The sequence below is a fragment of the Provencibacterium massiliense genome (assembly GCF_900169495.1).
GTDB classification, from domain to species: domain Bacteria; phylum Bacillota; class Clostridia; order Oscillospirales; family Ruminococcaceae; genus Harryflintia; species Harryflintia acetispora.
In genome coordinates this window covers 199,348-215,798 of sequence record NZ_FWCH01000011.1, presented here as the reverse complement: position 1 = coordinate 215,798, position 16,451 = coordinate 199,348, and the positions used below count along the sequence as shown (strand labels likewise).

At 57.0% G+C, this 16,451-nt stretch carries 15 protein-coding genes and 2 tRNA genes; 2 read left to right on the top strand and 15 right to left on the bottom strand.

The features are described from left to right. Window positions 1–38: 38 nt before the first annotated feature. The 9 genes from B5477_RS04765 to B5477_RS04725 form a co-directional block, all read right to left on the bottom strand. Window positions 39–479, bottom strand: coding sequence for a GNAT family N-acetyltransferase (locus tag B5477_RS04765; protein WP_079698643.1), 441 nt, complete (start codon window positions 477–479; stop codon window positions 39–41). Window positions 480–492: 13 nt separating this feature from the next. After that, window positions 493–1,992: a peptide ABC transporter substrate-binding protein gene (locus tag B5477_RS04760; RefSeq protein ID WP_159448934.1), complete on the bottom strand. Its 1,500-nt coding sequence runs from the start codon at window positions 1,990–1,992 to the stop codon at window positions 493–495. Window positions 1,993–2,450: 458 nt separating this feature from the next. Beyond that, window positions 2,451–2,969, bottom strand: a complete 519-nt coding sequence (gene nrdG, locus B5477_RS04755) for an anaerobic ribonucleoside-triphosphate reductase activating protein (RefSeq protein ID WP_079698641.1) — start codon at window positions 2,967–2,969, stop codon at window positions 2,451–2,453. Between the two features lie 71 nt (window positions 2,970–3,040). Further along, window positions 3,041–5,359: an anaerobic ribonucleoside triphosphate reductase gene (locus tag B5477_RS04750; RefSeq protein WP_079698640.1), complete on the bottom strand. Its 2,319-nt coding sequence runs from the start codon at window positions 5,357–5,359 to the stop codon at window positions 3,041–3,043. Between the two features lie 496 nt (window positions 5,360–5,855). Beyond that, window positions 5,856–5,930: transfer RNA gene (locus B5477_RS04745), tRNA-Glu, on the bottom strand. Between the two features lie 63 nt (window positions 5,931–5,993). After that, window positions 5,994–6,070, bottom strand: a tRNA-Met gene (locus tag B5477_RS04740). Window positions 6,071–6,216: 146 nt separating this feature from the next. Then, entirely contained in the window at window positions 6,217–6,477 is a 261-nt protein-coding gene (locus B5477_RS04735; RefSeq protein ID WP_079698639.1) for a pro-sigmaK processing inhibitor BofA family protein, read from the bottom strand. Window positions 6,478–6,508: 31 nt separating this feature from the next. Then, window positions 6,509–6,793 (bottom strand): DUF2508 family protein, encoded by a 285-nt coding sequence (locus tag B5477_RS04730; protein ID WP_159448933.1) that lies wholly within the window; start codon window positions 6,791–6,793, stop codon window positions 6,509–6,511. A gap of 155 nt (window positions 6,794–6,948) precedes the next feature. Beyond that, on the bottom strand, window positions 6,949–7,908 hold the full coding sequence (locus B5477_RS04725) for a 3D domain-containing protein (RefSeq protein ID WP_159448932.1): 960 nt from the start codon (window positions 7,906–7,908) through the stop codon (window positions 6,949–6,951). Window positions 7,909–7,954: 46 nt separating this feature from the next. On the opposite strand from B5477_RS04725, the gene B5477_RS15020 reads away from it, so the two are divergent. Next, window positions 7,955–8,395, top strand: a complete 441-nt coding sequence (locus B5477_RS15020; protein WP_159448931.1) for a hypothetical protein — start codon at window positions 7,955–7,957, stop codon at window positions 8,393–8,395. Between the two features lie 173 nt (window positions 8,396–8,568). Here the strand turns inward: B5477_RS15020 and B5477_RS04720 are convergent, their stop codons facing one another. Continuing rightward, window positions 8,569–8,901 carry a CGGC domain-containing protein gene (locus tag B5477_RS04720; protein ID WP_079698636.1) on the bottom strand — a complete coding sequence of 111 codons (333 nt, stop codon included), beginning with the start codon at window positions 8,899–8,901 and terminating at the stop codon, window positions 8,569–8,571. Window positions 8,902–8,921: 20 nt separating this feature from the next. After that, window positions 8,922–10,214, bottom strand: coding sequence for an MFS transporter (locus B5477_RS04715; RefSeq protein WP_079698635.1), 1,293 nt, complete (start codon window positions 10,212–10,214; stop codon window positions 8,922–8,924). Between the two features lie 287 nt (window positions 10,215–10,501). On the opposite strand from B5477_RS04715, the gene B5477_RS04710 reads away from it, so the two are divergent. Beyond that, complete coding sequence (locus B5477_RS04710; protein WP_159448930.1) at window positions 10,502–12,184, top strand: MutS-related protein; 1,683 nt, start codon at window positions 10,502–10,504, stop codon at window positions 12,182–12,184. A 363-nt stretch (window positions 12,185–12,547) separates the two neighbouring features. On the opposite strand, the gene B5477_RS04705 is transcribed toward B5477_RS04710, so the two are convergent. The 4 genes from B5477_RS04705 to B5477_RS04685 form a co-directional block, all read right to left on the bottom strand. Next, complete coding sequence (locus B5477_RS04705; RefSeq protein WP_002576318.1) at window positions 12,548–13,759, bottom strand: tyrosine-type recombinase/integrase; 1,212 nt, start codon at window positions 13,757–13,759, stop codon at window positions 12,548–12,550. Between the two features lie 145 nt (window positions 13,760–13,904). After that, window positions 13,905–15,116: a tyrosine-type recombinase/integrase gene (locus tag B5477_RS04700; RefSeq protein WP_002576319.1), complete on the bottom strand. Its 1,212-nt coding sequence runs from the start codon at window positions 15,114–15,116 to the stop codon at window positions 13,905–13,907. An 84-nt stretch (window positions 15,117–15,200) separates the two neighbouring features. Next, window positions 15,201–15,431 carry a hypothetical protein gene (locus B5477_RS04695; RefSeq protein ID WP_002576320.1) on the bottom strand — a complete coding sequence of 77 codons (231 nt, stop codon included), beginning with the start codon at window positions 15,429–15,431 and terminating at the stop codon, window positions 15,201–15,203. Window positions 15,432–15,907: 476 nt separating this feature from the next. After that, window positions 15,908–16,378 (bottom strand): RNA polymerase subunit sigma-73, encoded by a 471-nt coding sequence (locus B5477_RS04685; RefSeq protein WP_002576321.1) that lies wholly within the window; start codon window positions 16,376–16,378, stop codon window positions 15,908–15,910. Between the last annotated feature and the right edge of the window lie 73 nt (window positions 16,379–16,451).

Sequence of the window (16,451 nt, the reverse complement as noted above, 5' to 3'; positions counted from 1 at the left end):
ACCGCGCACGGCAGTATCCCCTGCCGTGCGCGGTTTTGTCAGGTATCGTTGCGGATAAACTCCCGGATGTTCTTGTTGCGGTACACCAAATCCTCACGGGACGTGAACCCGTTCGCCTCCCAGAACCGGTTGCCGTCCCGGTTGCGTCCGAACACGACGAGCGCGACCTTGTTGATCCCCTCGTGCTCCAGCGCATCGAACGCGGCGGCGAGCAGGGCGCTGCCGATCCCCTGCCGGCGCTCGGGGACGGCGACCGCCGTGTGGTAGATATAGCCCCGGCGCCCGTCATGTCCGCTCATGATCGCGCCGACGATCCGCCCCTCCTTCTGCGCGACGAAGCAGGTCCCGGGATTGCGCCGCAGGTACCGCTCGATCCCCTCGCGCGAATCGTCGAGGTTGTTGAGTCCCATTCCCGGCGTGTCCAGCCACAGCCGGTAGACTCCGTCGTAGTCGTCCGCCGTCATTTTCCTGATCTCCATGTTATCCACCCTCTCATTTCTTGACCGCCTTCTGAAAGCTGATCTCCCCGGCGAAGGGCGAGAAATAGATGCCGCTCACCTTTTTGGGGGTCACATAGTAGCTGGTCTGATAATAAAGCGGCACCAGCACCGCATCCTGATAAAGCAGCTCCTCAGCCTCCTTGCAGGCGGCGAGCAGCTCCTCCTTGCCGCGGGCCTTTTCAGCCCTCTCGAGCAGCGCGTCGTAAGTTTTGCTTTGGTACCCCGCCAGGTTGCGCCCCGAGCCCGAGCGGAAGTCCGCGAGCATCTCCTCGGGCCGGGAGGAGGCCGGGCGCATGGGCAGGATGGCGATCTGGTACTGCCCGTCCTGCACCAGGGCGCTCAGCTCATCGAGCGGGTGCTGCTCCATGTTGACCACCAGCGCCAAATCGTCCCGCCAGCTCTTTTGCACCGCCCCGGCGGTCATCGGGTGGGAGGAGCCCTCGGCAGTCAGCAGGGTGAGCACCGGCGGCTCCCCGGCCTCCTGCAGCGCCCTGGCCCAGCTCTCTTTGGCCTCCTTGGGCCGGTAGCTGCCCTCCCGCGTAAAGCCGGCCAGCTTGCGGTAGCTCTCCGAGTAGATCGTCAGCGATGGGGGCAGGAAGGTGGCCGAATCAATCAGGTCATTGCCCAGCAGCGGCGCAAAGGCGGCATGGTTTACCGCCCCCGCAAGGGCCTTGCGGGCGTTGCGGTTTTCTAAAAACGGCACCCGTTGGTTGAAGACCATCACCCAGACGGTATCCTCGAACTGCTCATAGTTTATCTGCTGCGTCCTCAGCTGCTGCAGCTCATCATAGCTGAGCACCGCCGCATCGGTCTTCCCGCTTTGGAAGCGCCGCAAATGCTCCTGCCCGTCTGTGACGCTGAGCGTCACCCGCGCGGGATAAGTCTCCTGCGGCGCGCGGTAATCATCGCTCTTGCGCAGCTGGATGTATTCCTCCGGCTCCCAGAGCCGCACATAGAAGGGCCCGTTATACAGCAGCATGTCCGCCGACAGGCCGTAGCGGCCCTTGGTCTCGGTGAAAAACACCTCGTTGCAGGGCATGGCGGCCGTCGAGCAGAGCAGCTCGGGCAGCTGGGGGGCGGGGTATTCCAGCGTGATTTCCAAGGTGTAGGTCCCCGTCGCCTTCACCCCCAGCGCGGAGGGCGGCATGCTGCCGCCGAGGATCGCCTGCGCATTTTTCAGGCAGAGGAAATCGTCGGCAAACGGGCTTTGATAGTCCCGGTTATAGAGGCGCTTGAGAGCGAATTCAAAATCGTTCGCAGTGATGGGGGTCTGCGCCTCGTCCGACCAGTGCATCCCCTCGCGCAGCTGGAAGGTGTAGACCAGCCCGTCGGCCGAAATCCCATAGCTCTCGGCGGCGGCGGGTACGGCTTTGCCCTCCTCGTCGTAGCAAAACAGCCCCTCGAAGACGTTGCGGATGACCATCTTGGCGTCCTCCCCGTCGGCGTACTGCGGGTCCAGGTTGGTAATCACCGTGGAAATATCATAACGCAAGGCGGCCCCTGTGCCGTCGCTGCAGGCGGCCAGAGGCAAGATCAACGAGAATATCAGAAATAAAGACAGGATTCTTTGCAGATACTTCTTCATGCCCTTATTATAGCATGCGGCTTGTCGAAAGCAATGAACCGATTGTTAAATCGGGTCGGACCGGCATGGTAGTTTGTGGGGACAGCGAGCTCCACCCTTCCGCCGGCCGCAGGCTGGGGTTCGCCCGTACAACGGCGCCCCAGCCCGCAGCCGGGCAAACCCTGCGGCCGAGGGGAAACCCCTTGATAGGGTTTCCCCTCGCAAAAACCTCCCACTGGGAGCTTTTTGCTCCCTTCCTGATCCTTGGAAAGATTTCGTCACGGCGAGTACCAACAATCCGGAAAAGTCACGGGCTCTGCCCTCACCCGCCCAAAGGGCATGGCGCCATCGGCGCCTTGGACCCTTGGAAATCCTATTTATCCGCCTTACTGCCACTCTTCCTGCGGCACCGGCTTCCCTTCCTCCAGCGAGCGGCGCACATCCAGCACCCGCTGGTTGCGGCTGCCGGCAAAGCGCTTTTCGAGGGTGCGCTCGGCCAGGATAAACCGTCCGTCGATCAGCACGTCGCAGAGCTCTAGGAGCTCTTTCACCGGCGGCCGGCTCTTCCCCATCTCCACCAACTCCTCAAAGGTGTACCCGCTGTAGGAGCAAAGGTGCAGCCCCTTCCCCTTGACCAGCTTCGCCAAGGGGAGCAGCGCCTCGGCCTGGCAGAAGGGCTCGCCGCCCGACAGGGTCACTCCCGAAATAAGCGGGTTCTTTTCCATGTGGTTGAAGATTTCCCCGGCGCTCAGCGCCTTCCCCCCCTCGAAGGGGTGGGTCTGAGGATTGTGACATCCCTCGCAGTGATGGGGGCACCCCTGCACGAAAACGGTGAAGCGCAGCCCCAGCCCATCCACGATCGACTCGGGCACCAGCCCCGCGACCATGATCTTCTTTTCCTCCATCCCTCTTCCTCCGAATAAAACGGGGCGGCCCGGCGCCCATGCGGGAACCCGGACCGCCCTCAATCATTTTTTTACAGGGCCACGCTGTGCTTGACCCGGTCGTGTTCCTCGGCGCGCTTGGCGTTGTTGAAGCGTTCCACCGTCCCGACGAGGTATCCGGTGATCCGGCGGATCCGCTCAAAGTGCGGGCCCTCCTCCTCGGCGCGGTGGCAGTGGGGGCACTCGTCCCCGATGATCCCGGTGTACCCGCAGACCGGGTCCCGGTCCACCGGATGGTTGATCGACCCGTAGCCCACGCCGCTCTCCTTCATGCAGCGCACGATCGCCTCGAAGGCGTCGAGGTTCTGCAGCGGGTCGCCGTCGAGCTCGACGTAGGAGATGTGCCCGGCGTTGGTCATCGCATGGTAGGGCGCTTCGATCTTAATCTTGTCAAACGCCGAAATTCCGTAATAGACCGGCACATGGAAGGAATTGGTGTAGTATTCCCGGTCGGTCACCCCTTCAATCACGCCGTAGCGCTCCCGGTCGAGCTTCACAAACCGTCCGGAGAGCCCCTCCGCCGGAGTGGCGATCAGGGTGTAGTTGAAGCCGGTCTCCCGGGTGTAGTCGTCCATACGCTTGCGCATGTAGCCCACGATATCCAGCCCCAGGTTCTGCGCCTCGGGGCTCTCGCCGTGGTGCTTGCCCACCAGCGCCTTGAGGCATTCGGCCAGCCCGATGAAGCCCAGCGTCAGCGTGCCGTGTTTGAGCACCTCGCCCACCGTGTCCTCGGAGCCCAGCTTATCCGAATCCAGCCAGACGCCCTGCCCCATCAGGAAGGGGTAGTTTTTGACCTTCTTGCCCGCCTGGATTTTGTAGCGCTCCATCAGCTGTTCGGCGATGAGCTGGATCTTGTCCTCGAGCATCTCGAAGAAGAGGTCCACGTTGCCCCCCGCCTTGATGGCCAGCCGCGGCAGGTTGACCGAGGTGAAGCTCAGGTTCCCCCGCCCGTTCACGATCTCGCGCGACGGGTCGTAGTTGTTGCCGATCACCCTCGTGCGGCAGCCCATGTAGGCGATCTCGGTCTCGGGATGGCCGGGGCGGTAGTACTGCAGGTTGAAGGGCGCGTCGAGGAAGGAAAAGTTCGGGAACAACCGTTTGGCCGAAACCTTGCAGGCGAGCTTAAAGAGGTCGTAGTTCGGCTCGCCGGGGTTGTAGTTGACCCCTTCCTTGACCTTGAAGATGTGGATCGGGAAGATGGCGGTCTCGCCGTTGCCCAGCCCCGCATCGGTCGCCATCAGGATGGAACGGATCACCAGCCGCCCCTCGGGCGAGGTGTCCATGCCGTAGTTTAAGGATGAAAAGGGGATCTGCGCCCCGGCGCGGGAATGCATGGTGTTGAGATTGTGCACCAGCGCCTCCATCGCCTGATAGGTCGCATCCTCGGTCTCGGCCTTGGCCTCCTTCTCGGTAAAGCGCAGCACCTTGCCGGCCATGCGCTCGTCGCAAAGCTCCGCGAGCTTTGCGAGCAGCAGCTTGCCGAAGCCGTTGCCGTTTTCCAGCAGCGGGCTCTTGCCGCTCTCCTCCTCGATGGCCCGGATCAGCTCCTTGGCCTTTTTATGCGGCTCCTCACAGTCGATCAGGATTTCCAGCGCCTTGCCGAGGTTCTGGATATACTGCTTGCGGTAGGTCTTCGCCACCCCCTTGGCCATGGCGTAATCGAAGTTGGGCACGCTCTGCCCGCCGTGCTGGTCGTTCTGGTTCGACTGGATGGCGATGCATGCCAAGGCCGCGTAGGTGCGGATCTCCCCCGGCTCGCGCAGGAAGCCGTGCCCGGTGCAAAAGCCCCCGGTAAAGAGCTTGTCCAGGTCGATCTGGGTACAGGTGGTAGTCAGGGTATAGAAGTCCATGTCGTGGATATGGATGTCCCCGTCCGCGTGCGCTTGGGAAAACTTGGGATTGATAATGAACATCTGATAGAACTGCTTGGCGCCCTCGCTGCCGTATTTGAGCATAGAGCCCATCGCGGTGTCCCCGTCGATGTTGGCATTCTCCCGCTTGATGTCGTTGTCCTTGGCGTCCTTGAAGGTGATGTCCTCATAGATTTTCATCAGCTTGGTGTTCATCTCCCGCACCCGCGAGCGCTGGGCCCGGTAGATAATGAACTCCTTGGCGGTGCGCGCATGGCCGCTGTCCACGAGCACCTCCTCCACCGTATCCTGGATATGCTCCACGCTCGGCGTGGTCGCCCCCTCCTCCTCGAGGCGGCGCACCACCTCTTTTGCGAGCTCCAGCGCCGTGTCAAAGTCCTGCCCGCCCAGCGCCTGCGCCGCCTTGAAGATGGCCTGCGCGATCTTCTGGATGTCAAAGAGCACCGTTCTGCCGTCGCGTTTCACAATCGTCGTAATCATTGCCGCAATTCCCCTTTGTCTTAGTAAAGCCGGTTTCCCCGTCTAAAATTCTCCAAATGATATTCTACCTCCCGGCACCTACTTTGTCAACGGACAAACCATACATTTTGATATTAAATTTTTATATAACCACAATATATTGTGGATAACAGCTATACGGCTGGTATAAAGCCCCTCCCATTTTATGTCTGCTCCCGGACGGGATTCGCCCCAAAACGGCATGGTATCACGCCGCGGGGCAGCTTCCACCGATAGCGGTCAACCGCAAAAAAATTTATCCCAACCACCATATCTTGGGGGTGTCCGTCATAGCCCTTCCAGCGCCCCGCCCTGCCGGCCTCCCGCGCCGTCCGGCGGCTCCCTTCTCCCGAATCCGTGCGGGAATCTACCCGCGGCAGAACCTGGCTGCCACAGGCAGCCCGGACGCGCCTTGCTGCCTGTTCGATTCCCGTACGGGCAAAAATAAAAAAGCCATCCGAGGATGGCTTTTTATTTTTGGTGACCCGTGCGGGAATCGAACCCGCGATACCGCCGTGAAAGGGCGGTGTCTTAACCTCTTGACCAACGGGCCATGGCGTCCCGCCATATCGGCAGGCATATATGAAAAAAACCGTTTGACACGGTTTTATTCGCATGGTAGCGGTAAGTGGACTTGAACCACCGACACTTCGGGTATGAACCGAATGCTCTAGCCAACTGAGCTATACCGCCATATGTTTGTCCGTTTTTCAGAACGAGTATTATTATACCCGAAAAAGCGCTTTAAGTCAACGTCTTTTTTACAAAAAATTTTCCAATCTTTTTTCGCTTTGTCCCAGCGTCAAGAGAGCGAAAACGGGGCCCTGCCGCGGCCCCGTTTACCCTGTGATCATATGCAGTACCAGGATCCCGATCACCCCCGGCACCCCATAGAGCACCGACGTGATTGCCGAAAAGAGGTTGAAGGTCACCCCCAGCGAAAAGGTGCCCGACAGGAGGCTCACCACCCCCAGCGAGCCCAGCCCGCTGACCGCGCTGAGCAGCAGCCCCCGCACCAGGATCCGCTGGCGGATCAGCGCGGTGAGCATGACGACTGCCGAGACCAGTAAAAATCCCCCAAGATAAATGGTGTCCAGCATGTTTTGCCTCCCCGTTGTCATTTTTCGTCTTTCAAAGGGTCACGCAGTCGGGCAGCCGCTCCCGTGGCACCGTGAGCCCGTCCTGCTTGGCCAGCTTGATCAGGTAGCGGTACCGCGCCATCAGCGCGTTCTGCTCGTAGATGATCGACTCGAGCAGATCGTCGTCGCAGACCAGGTCGAAGCGCGCGCTGCTCTCGCGCAGCTGCCGCAGCACCTCGTCGATATCCTCCAGGATGGGGCTGCGCACCACTCTGAGCCTGCCCGCCGCGTCCTTTGGCGTCCCCTCGCCCTTGGCGTTTAAAGAAACGAATCTCAAACAACAACCCGTCCTTTCGTTATCCATTCTATTTGCAGTTTTGGCATTTTATTCCGCCTTATGCAAATTTGGGATAAAATGGAAGTCTCATAGAAAGAGAAGGCTCTCCCGGGCTGACGCCCGCCGGGAGAGCCTTTGTTTTCTGCCTAGTCCAGCTAATCCAGCACATAGACGTTGACGTACCGCACCCCGTTGAGACAGCTTTCGGTGTAGCTGTCATAGAACAGGTCGAGGTCGATGCTGCCGTCGATCAGCCCGGTGCCGGTGTCCGCCGCGATGGCGTAGCCATAGACGAAGGAATTGTCGGGCGAGGCGATGTACAGCTTGGTGCCGTAGGGGATTACCTCGGTGTTCACCGCGACGTGGCCCGCCACGGCGTACCGCCCGCTGGCCGTCTTGGTGCCGGGGCGCGCGCTGTAGCCGGTGGCCTTCTGCTCGGTGAGCAGCCGGGTATAGCCGACCGGCGCGCCGCTTTCATCCATCTCATAGCCGAAATCCAGCGGCGAGACCGCCGCCGCGGCGCCGACAAGCACCTCCTGCGCGACGGGCTCGGCCACCACGCGGGTGGAGACCTCCTCCTCGCTTTGCAGCTGGCCGTCGCAGAGCTTCTGGGAGTAGGTGGTGACCTCCTTGCCGTCCTGCCCAGGGGTCAGCACCTTGGTCTGCCCGGGGCGCAGCAGGGAGGTTTTGGTCGCAACGGTCTCGAAGGGGATTTCCCGCTCCTCGACCCGGGTGGTAAAGTCCACCCGCTGCACGACGACATGGTCGTCCTCGCACAGCGCGCGCTTCATCGGCAGGTTTACCTTGTCGCTGCCGTCGAGGGTGATCCCCTCGCTCTGCAGCAGGTCGGCCACCGTCTTATCGGCCACCTGCAGGGTCCTGGTCTCCCCGTCGGCCGTCAGCTTGACCGGGAAGGCCCGCTTGATCTCGACCTCGGCCGTGCTCGAGGTGAAACCGGAAAACTCGACGACGTCGCTCCCCGAGACTTCAATCCCTTCCTTTTGCAGAAGGTCCTCAACGTCGTCGCTCATGGTGTAGGCGAGCGTGACGCTCTCGCCGTCGCGGATGTACACCGCGTGCGTCAAATCAGATATTTCATAGATTGTAAATGCCATTACTACCGCCAGCGCACCTACTGCAAAAGCACGGGAGCGCAGGGCCTTGCAGGCGCTCAGTGCTTTTCGTAATATGCTAACCATAAACCGCTCCTTTTTTGAAAGCAGCCTCGTTGGGCGCGCGCGGGCTTTCACCGCGCTTGCTTTCGCTCTTGTTGTGAATAATCTGTCCGGCAGGTTCTCCCGCTTTTGGATTTGGGAGCCCGCCACACTAACTATTTTTACCAAGGCAGTTGCCATTATATTCAACCCGCAAATTTTTGTCAAACTTCCGGTACTTGTCCGAAAACGGCATTTTGAGGGACACTTTGTCCAAAACCGGCCCAAATTCCAGAGAGATCACCAAAGGCTTTCTGTATGTGGCAAAAAAAATCATGAAGTTTTCACGAATTTCACAATTTGGAATATTTTAACATTTTCTTCCTTTTCGACCCGCACCTCCCGATTTCGCCAAAAGCTGATCACAAAGCCATTTAAGGTAGCCTGAACCGCCTCGATTTTTTCCAGTCCCAGTCGATTTCCAGTTCTTCGCGGACGAGCGCGGCTTGTACAGTGTCCGCCCTTTACGTACAAAGCGGCCCGGCCCCTGCCACCCAATGGGCGGCAGGGGCCGGGCCCTTACCTATATATATGCAATTTTCTACACAAAAAACGGACCCGTCAATGCGTATAGTCCAAAAGCCTAATGCCTTCCCCCAAATCTTTTGCGATCAATTCCTTCATCTTTTTGGCGAACGGGCAGGGGTAGCCGATCGGGGTCCCCTTCTGGACGCAGCTCGCAAAAGCGACCGTATCGGCTCCCCTTTTGACAAGCTCCCGCGCTCGCAGCACGGCTTTCTTCCCCGGGCAGCCGCCGCAGCCGATAAACCCGATGATTTCTATCTCCTCCGATACGCCTTGAAAGGCCCCGGTCTTTTCTTTGATTGCGCGAAAGTCCGTTGTACCCGGGCAGTAGTCCTCTGTTTGCAGGCACCGAATAATCCCCAGTTTCATGGTCCTATCCTCCTTTTTTGTTACAGCTCCCCGGCGGCAGCCGGGGCTTCCTCCTCTTCCTCCCGGCGCAGGTCGCTGCGCCCGAAGAGCACCAGCAGGCAGCCCAGCACGCACAGCAGGATGACCAGGATCAGCGGGTAAACCTGGTTGGAGTCGCTGAGCGCCCCGATGATCGACCCGAAGGGCGCCGAAACGCCCAGCACGATGACATAGAGCATGCCGAACACCTTCGAGCGGTCGTGCTTATCCACAAAGAGGGTGAGCAGCGCATCCTTGCGCGGCATGACGAAGGCGTAGGCCACCGCCTCGAGCGGGATATAGATGTAAAGGCCAATGAGGCTCTCGCGCGCCAGGATCAGGCTGACGAAGCCCACGATGTAGATGAGCAGCCCGATGATCATCACCGGCTTATAGGGCAGGGAGTTGATCCAGTGCTGCACGCCGAACATGAAGAGCAGCAGGATGGCCGCGCGCGCCAGCGGCACATAGCCCACAACGGCGTCGGACACGCCGAGGGTATTGGAGATGTAAAGGGAAAAGAAATTGTTGCACACCACCGTGATCACGTTGGCGATGATCACGATCGCCAGCAGCAGGAAGGTCGCGGGGGTCTTAAAGATGATCCCCAGCACCCCGCGGTAGCCGGCGAACATCTTGTAAAGCGGGATGTCGCGCGTCTCCGCCATACGGCGTTTGCCCATCTCGGTTTCATGGTCGAAGTGGTAGAGCAGCAGGATCTTCATGCTGATGGTCACGGTGGCGATCCCGTAGATGACCCGCATGGTGGGCACCAGGTCGTAGCGGTCGATGAAGAAGATGGCGATCGGCGCCAGGAAGGTGGTCAGCAGCTGGATGACCTGAAGTCCGCTGAAGACCAGCGAAATCTTGTCCGGCTCGCAGTCCTCGCCGATCAGCCCGTTCCAGGCGTTGTTCGAGGCCTGGAACAGCCCGTAAAACCCCTGGGCGATGACGAAGTACCAGAAGTTGTGGGCCACCGCCATCAACAGGGCCGAGGTGACGTAGGCCACCGCGTCGAAGAGCAGGTTGCTTTTTCGCCGCCCGATCTTGTCGGTGACCATTCCGCCGATGAAGGAGCTGGCCATCTGGGAGATCAGCCCCACGGTGACCACCGTGCCGATCTGCGAGTCCGAAAGCCCCAGCTCCTTCATATAGAGGGAGGCGAAGGGGGTGTAAAGGGAATAGACGATCATCTGAAACGGAAGGGTCAGGATACAGTACTTCGCGTTGCCTTCGATGCTCAGCAGCTCGTCGAGAAACCGGTTCCGGCGCAGCAGAGCGGAAATTGCCTTCATGTTGACCACCCTTTACCTAATAGAATTGTTCCATCGCTGGCGGGACCGCCGTCCCGAGCGCGGCGATGGCGATGAGCATACGCCCCTCCAAAGGTATCTAATCTTTTTATATCAATATAGCACATATTCTCCTCTGCGCCTATCACTTTTTCCAGCGGGATAAAAATTTTTCGCCTTTCCGCCGGGCCGCTCCCGGCAGATGACAGGGCGCGCGCGCAGTGGTATAATGGTGGCAGCAAGCCGCCGCTGCCGCGCGGCCAACATCGAAAATGGGAGGTAGGGTATCCATGCCGATGAAGAAACTGAGCCTGATCGACCCGCCCGGGGCCGAGGGCGTCCACCACAAGCTGCCGCCGGAGGCACAGAGCGACCTTTCGGTGGATTTTATCTGCGCCGAGGTGAGCGACAAGCCGGCGGAGCGCGCGCTCATCAAGAGCCTGCTGACCGGCAACCTGACGTCCGACCCGCGCGCGGTCGAATACCGCTGCGCCATCTTCGAGGACGTCTACCGCTTCCCGGGGCTCTGCGAGCGGGTGCAGGAGCTCCTGGACAAGATCGACTTTCTGCGCAGCTACGGCAGCTTCCTCAAGGAAAACGAGGAGGCCTCCAGCCTGTGGGAGCTGATCCACCGGCTCAACGAGATCGGGGACTATATCGTCTGCATCGAGGAGCTCTATGACTGCCTTTGCGGGGAGGAGCTGCGCTCCGAGGGACTCTGCCTGCTGCGGGACTATGTGCGGGAGATCTACGAGGACAGCGGCTTTGCGCATCTCAAGAAGGACATCGCCGCGCTCAAGCAGGATACCGAGCGGATCCGCAGCGTCACGCTGGGGGTCAACCTCAACGAGCGGTACGAGCCCAACGGGGTGGGGATCATCTCGGTCAACAGCCGCAGCTTTCAAAAGACGGGGATCATCTCCAACTTCTGCGACTTCCTGGGCCGGGAGGACGACATCCAGGATTCGCTGGAGGTGAAGCCGGGGGCCGCCATCCGCGCGGTGAAGGACGAGAACAAATTAAACCGCAAGAAGGTTTTGAAGCCCCTGATCCCCACCCTGCCCGAGGACCCCGAATCGGGGAATTTGATGAACGTGCTGGACCGGGTCGTCAGCCACATGCTCGCGGGGACCACCAAAAAGCTCAAGCGCATGCTCTCCGAGCATGTGGAGATCAGCAGCTATGTCATCACCTCGCTGATCCCCCAGTTCATGTTCTACGTGCGCTTTGCCGCGTACATCCGGAAATGCCGCTCGCAGGGCTTCGCCTTCTGCCGCCCGCAGGTCAGCGGGGAGGGCGCGCGGGACATGCAGGCCGAGGGGCTCTATAACCTCAAGCTCATCAAGGGGGCCAGCGAGGGGGAGGGCCCCGCCTCGATCGTGCCGAACGATCTCGACTTTTGCGCGCAGCACCGGCTGTATATCCTGACCGGGGCTAACCGGGGCGGGAAGACCACCCTCACCCAGGCGGTGGGGATCGCCTTCCTGCTGGCGCAAAACGGGATCTTCGTGCCGGCGCAGAGCTTTCGCTTCTCCCCCGCCGACAACATCTTCACCCACTTCCCGGCGGACGAGAACAAGACGATGGACCTCGGGCGCCTGGGCGAGGAGGCCAAGCGCTTCCGGGAGCTGTATACGCAGGCGGGCGCGCACAGCCTCATCCTGCTCAACGAGTCCTTTTCCTCCACCTCCTTCGAGGAGGGGTTCTACATCGCCTACGACGTGGTGAAATCCTTAAAGCTCCTGGGGGCCCGCACCATCTACAACACCCATATGCACAAGCTGGCCCAGCAGGTCGACGAGCTCAACGGCACGGTGGAGAGCGACAGCCAGGCGGCCAGTCTGATGATGGGGGACCAGAGCGGCAGCCGCTCCTACAAGGTGCATGTGGCGCCTCCCGAGGGGCGCAGCTATGCGCAGGACATCGCCCGGAAGTACGGTGTCACCTTCGAGCAGCTCACCGGGCGCGCATAGTCTTTTGCCACCCAATGTATACATCCCGGGGAAAGAAAAAAGCACCGCTTTGACGAGCGGTGCTTTTTGTAATACTATCTCTTGGAGAACTGGGGCGCGCGACGGGCCGACATTTGCTTCGCAAACATCAGTGCCCCCGCTCGCTTACGCTCGGGGATGGCAAAAAGCAACCCGTCGCAAAAAAAGAACCACTCTGACGAGTGGTTCTTTTGAATGATTATCTCTTGGAGAACTGGGGCGCGCGACGGGCCGCTTTGAGGCCGTACTTCAATCGTCTGAGCGATGATTTTCCTTGATATTCCGGGCTTTTTTGAGCCTCGGCCCCTCGGTTGTCCTATTCCTTAACCAAAAAACAGGCCACTTTTACGAGGGGACAGCTTGATGAAATGCAGAATTTACTACATCGAATAGCTGTTCTGGTTTATTATACTTTACTCTTGCATAGATGTCCATAGTTGTCTTGCTGTTCTCATGTCCGGCAAGGTACTGGACCGTCTTGGGGTCAACACCTGCATACAGAAGATTGGTGATGTAGGTATGCCGCAGCAGGTGCGGTGTCACATCGAAGTCCAGGCTATACACAATGTTGGGATTGTTTTTCTGATGTCCTCCCAGACTCGGCTGAACAGTGTACTTGATGCTCTGTCCGTTCACATACTTATAATAGGTACGCTCCTTGGTAGACCGAACAACGATGTACTGCCAGACACGTTTGAACTGCGAATATGACAAGGGCTGTCCCTCACTATCGGCAATCACATATTCCGATTTGGAGGCAGCCTTGGCTTCCCGCAGACAATTCACAAGGCATTTGGGAATGGGAATATCCCTTCTTGCTGCTTTCGTCTTAAGCGTTGTAGAGATAACCGGTCTGTTATGCTCTGATCGCCATGCGCGCCGCACAGAGATATATGGAGTGGGTGCATCGAGGAACACACAATCCCATTGCAAGGCGAGAGCTTCTTCTCGGCGCAGACCGGCATATAAGCCGATCATGGTAAACAGATACGGCGGAAGTCCTTTGACGGTTTCCAGCAGCACTTCCACCTGCTGGTCTGTCAGCGAATCTTTCTTTTGGGTCGGTTTCCCTCCTTTTGCCGAAATCCCCTCACACGGATTGTATTCCAGCAACTGGCTCCGCTCTGCCGAGTAAAAAATGCACTTGAGGAGCATATTCACCGTATTGTGCAGGCTCTCGGACTTATTGGACAATGGGATCAGCGCCAGACGAATATCATCCGCTGTTACTTCCTCCATATACATATCTCCCAAAGGCTTGATAATGTAGTTCTTCATATTGGAGGCGTAGCCCTTCAGTGTAGCCGGCGACACTTTTGCGGATTGCATCAACAGCCACTTCTCACAATACTCGGCCACAGTAGGATGCTCCCGGTGGAAGATGATCTCCGCTACCTGGCGTCTCGCCTCCTGCTCTTTATCGTACAGTTCCTCGCAGGTAGTCCCATACAAGCTCACCTGCTTGCCGTCTGCGTCCAGAATCCGGGTTCTGTAATACAGGACACCCTTTCGTGTGACGGTTCCATATTGAGGTATGTTTTTTTTCTTCTTTGCCATAATTAATTTCCTTTCTCGCGTGGTGATGTATCTACACCTCCTTTTTATCAGAGATTTCAAATTGAATCAAAGATACGGCCAAGGAAAAACTAAGAGCGAGACATCCTTGTCTCGCTCTTACTTCATTTTCTGAATTGTTCGGAACTTACACAGCGTCCCATAAGTCAAAGGCACAGCCCATTGCTTTGACAAGATCATCCGGCCTGTTGTATTTGACCTTTGCGTAAATGTCCATCGTGATTTTGCTGCTTTCATGGCCCGCCAAATATTGTACCGTTTTGGGGTCCACCGAAGAATGAATCAGATTGGTGATGTAGGTGTGCCGCAGCTGATGCGGTGTCACTTCAAAATCCAGGCTATATACCACATGGCCGTTATTCCTGGCTTTTTCTCCAAGTTTCGGGTAAAGCATATATTTTACATACTTTCCGTCCACAAGTTTTCTGGCCATTCTCGGCTTTGCAGTCCGCGTCACAATATACTGCCACAGCCGCTTAAACTGTGTATAGGATAGCGGATCACCGTCCCGATTGGCAATCACATAATCCGAAGTGGATTTTTTCTTTGCATCTTTCAGACATTCAACCAGACAGACCGGGAGAGGAATGTTTCTTTGTGCCGCTTTGGTCTTTAGCTCGGTAAGAATGACCGGCCTGTTATGTTCTGTGTGCCATGCCCGCCGTACCGTTAAGTACGGAGCCTCTGCATCCAGATACACAGAATCCCATTGCAGCGCCAGGATTTCTTCCCGGCGCAGACCGGCATATAAACCGATCATCACAAATACATAGGGCGGCAAATCCCGGATCGTGTCCAAAAGCCGCTCAACCTGTTCATCCGTCAATGCCTGTCTTTCTTCCTGGGGAACTCCTCCCTTTGCATCCAGGTATATGGTCGGGTCCTCGTCAATCACATGGCTCTCCTTGGCCGCCCGGAAAATGGACTTGCAGAGAATCACCACAGACTTATAAACCGAAGCCGACTTCTTGGAAACAGGTACGAGGGCAAGTTGGATGTCATCCAGGGATACATCAGCCATTCTCTTGTCTCCCAGCCCTCCAATAATGTGCCGCCGCACCTTAGAGGTATAATCTGTCAAGGTGGTGGCCCGAACATGGACGGACTGCATCAGCAGCCACTTCTCACAGTACTCAGCAACCGTAGGCGATCTTCGACGAAACGTAGTACTGTCAATCTGCTCTAACGCCTCCAGTTCCTTGTCATAAAGCTTTTCGGGCGTCTTTGCATAAAGCGCCACTCTGTTTCCATCCGAATCTTCGACTCTGGTTCTATAATATTCAATGCCGTTAAGCACGACCGTACCATATTGAGGAATTGCCCTTTTTCTTTTTGCCAATTCCGTCACCTCCTAAGAATAATGTCCAGCGCTGTACCTTTGTTTTATCAGACATATTAGGTTCCAGCAAGGATACGGAACAGCTCAAGCTCGGACACTTCGCAGCTTGCGGTATGTAGCGCTTTTTTCCACTGGCTTTGCACGATGGGTGCATTTTGCGATATACTCCTGAAGGCCAGCATCTGTAAAGTACACGCAACCATTTTGCACATACTGAACATAGGAAATTAGCCCACTGTTTCGAGCTGCATCCAAAGTGGCAATGCTAATCCCCAGTAATTTGGCAGCCTCTTTCCGCGAAATCAATTTTTCCATAGGTGGTCCCCCTTTCTGTCAAAGATGTGGTTGTTGCTTTCAAAATCACATGAATGCGCTGGCAACCGAAGCTGCCAGCGCATGGTATCTGACTTTGAAAAATTTACTCGCCACATTTGCCACGCACCCCTGGCGATGGGGACATTCCGGTCTCCGCTGGCGCGGCTGTCATAACTCCACAGCGTCGTTTTACTCGTGCGCCGCAGAGTTCCCCCCAAGTCTTTAGGAGGCCGTGAGGAAGTATCTTTAACCCCTATGCAGTCATCGCGCCCTGAAATGCCACTTTCGGGTATCAGGCTGACGTGGATCGCTCGGAACAGTCCTATTCATCACCTCCTGGGGCTGTCCATCTTCGCGGCGTGCCTGATTCGCTCGTACATAGGTTATGTACCGGAAATGCCGTCTATGAAATTGTCAAGCTCCACATTGGGAGAATGTTCTTCCCTCAATGGGTAGGCACTGATACGCTTCATTTGTTAAGTGTTATTCAAAAATTTTTTTATTTTTTTAAATCTTTGTGCAACAGCACTTCTGGAACAATGCCAAAGACGTGCTACATCAATTTGACGATAACCATCCACAAAAAGTAATGTCAATAGCTCCAAATCTTTCTTCGACAGCTTCTTCAATCTCAACAGTAGTTGTTCGTTTTCCACCGAAGCCAACCATCCATATCGCGTTTGATCAATCTTATCAACATCCCATTGATAAGATAACGATGCAAACTTTCGGAACAGCTGTGATTGACCACATACTTCATCATATTGTTCACAAGGTATTGGTTGCGTATGGTTTTGAAAAACCCTTTGACTGCAAAACCATGCCCAGTCATATTCTTTCATGGCAGCAATCTGTTCTTCGCTCATCCCTGCATCACAATACTCAACTTCTAAACGCTTCCATCTACTATCAAACTTCTTTTTCTCATATCCATAATTAAATCCCATTATTAACCTCCTGTAGATTCAATTTGCAAAATTCACCATGCAAACTAAAATCAGGAGGAGATCGACAACGAGA

Coding starts and splice junctions, on each gene's coding strand:
- B5477_RS04705 (WP_002576318.1), bottom strand. CDS start 13,759: ATGGCAAAGAAGAAAAAAAACATACCTCAATATGGAACCGTCACACGA.
- B5477_RS04765 (WP_079698643.1), bottom strand. CDS start 479: ATGGAGATCAGGAAAATGACGGCGGACGACTACGACGGAGTCTACCGG.
- B5477_RS04685 (WP_002576321.1), bottom strand. CDS start 16,378: ATGGGATTTAATTATGGATATGAGAAAAAGAAGTTTGATAGTAGATGG.
- B5477_RS04695 (WP_002576320.1), bottom strand. CDS start 15,431: ATGGAAAAATTGATTTCGCGGAAAGAGGCTGCCAAATTACTGGGGATT.
- B5477_RS04725 (WP_159448932.1), bottom strand. CDS start 7,908: ATGGCATTTACAATCTATGAAATATCTGATTTGACGCACGCGGTGTAC.
- nrdG (WP_079698641.1), bottom strand. CDS start 2,969: ATGGAGGAAAAGAAGATCATGGTCGCGGGGCTGGTGCCCGAGTCGATC.
- B5477_RS04710 (WP_159448930.1), top strand. CDS start 10,502: ATGCCGATGAAGAAACTGAGCCTGATCGACCCGCCCGGGGCCGAGGGC.
- B5477_RS04735 (WP_079698639.1), bottom strand. CDS start 6,477: ATGCTGGACACCATTTATCTTGGGGGATTTTTACTGGTCTCGGCAGTC.
- B5477_RS04720 (WP_079698636.1), bottom strand. CDS start 8,901: ATGAAACTGGGGATTATTCGGTGCCTGCAAACAGAGGACTACTGCCCG.
- B5477_RS04750 (WP_079698640.1), bottom strand. CDS start 5,359: ATGATTACGACGATTGTGAAACGCGACGGCAGAACGGTGCTCTTTGAC.
- B5477_RS04715 (WP_079698635.1), bottom strand. CDS start 10,214: ATGAAGGCAATTTCCGCTCTGCTGCGCCGGAACCGGTTTCTCGACGAG.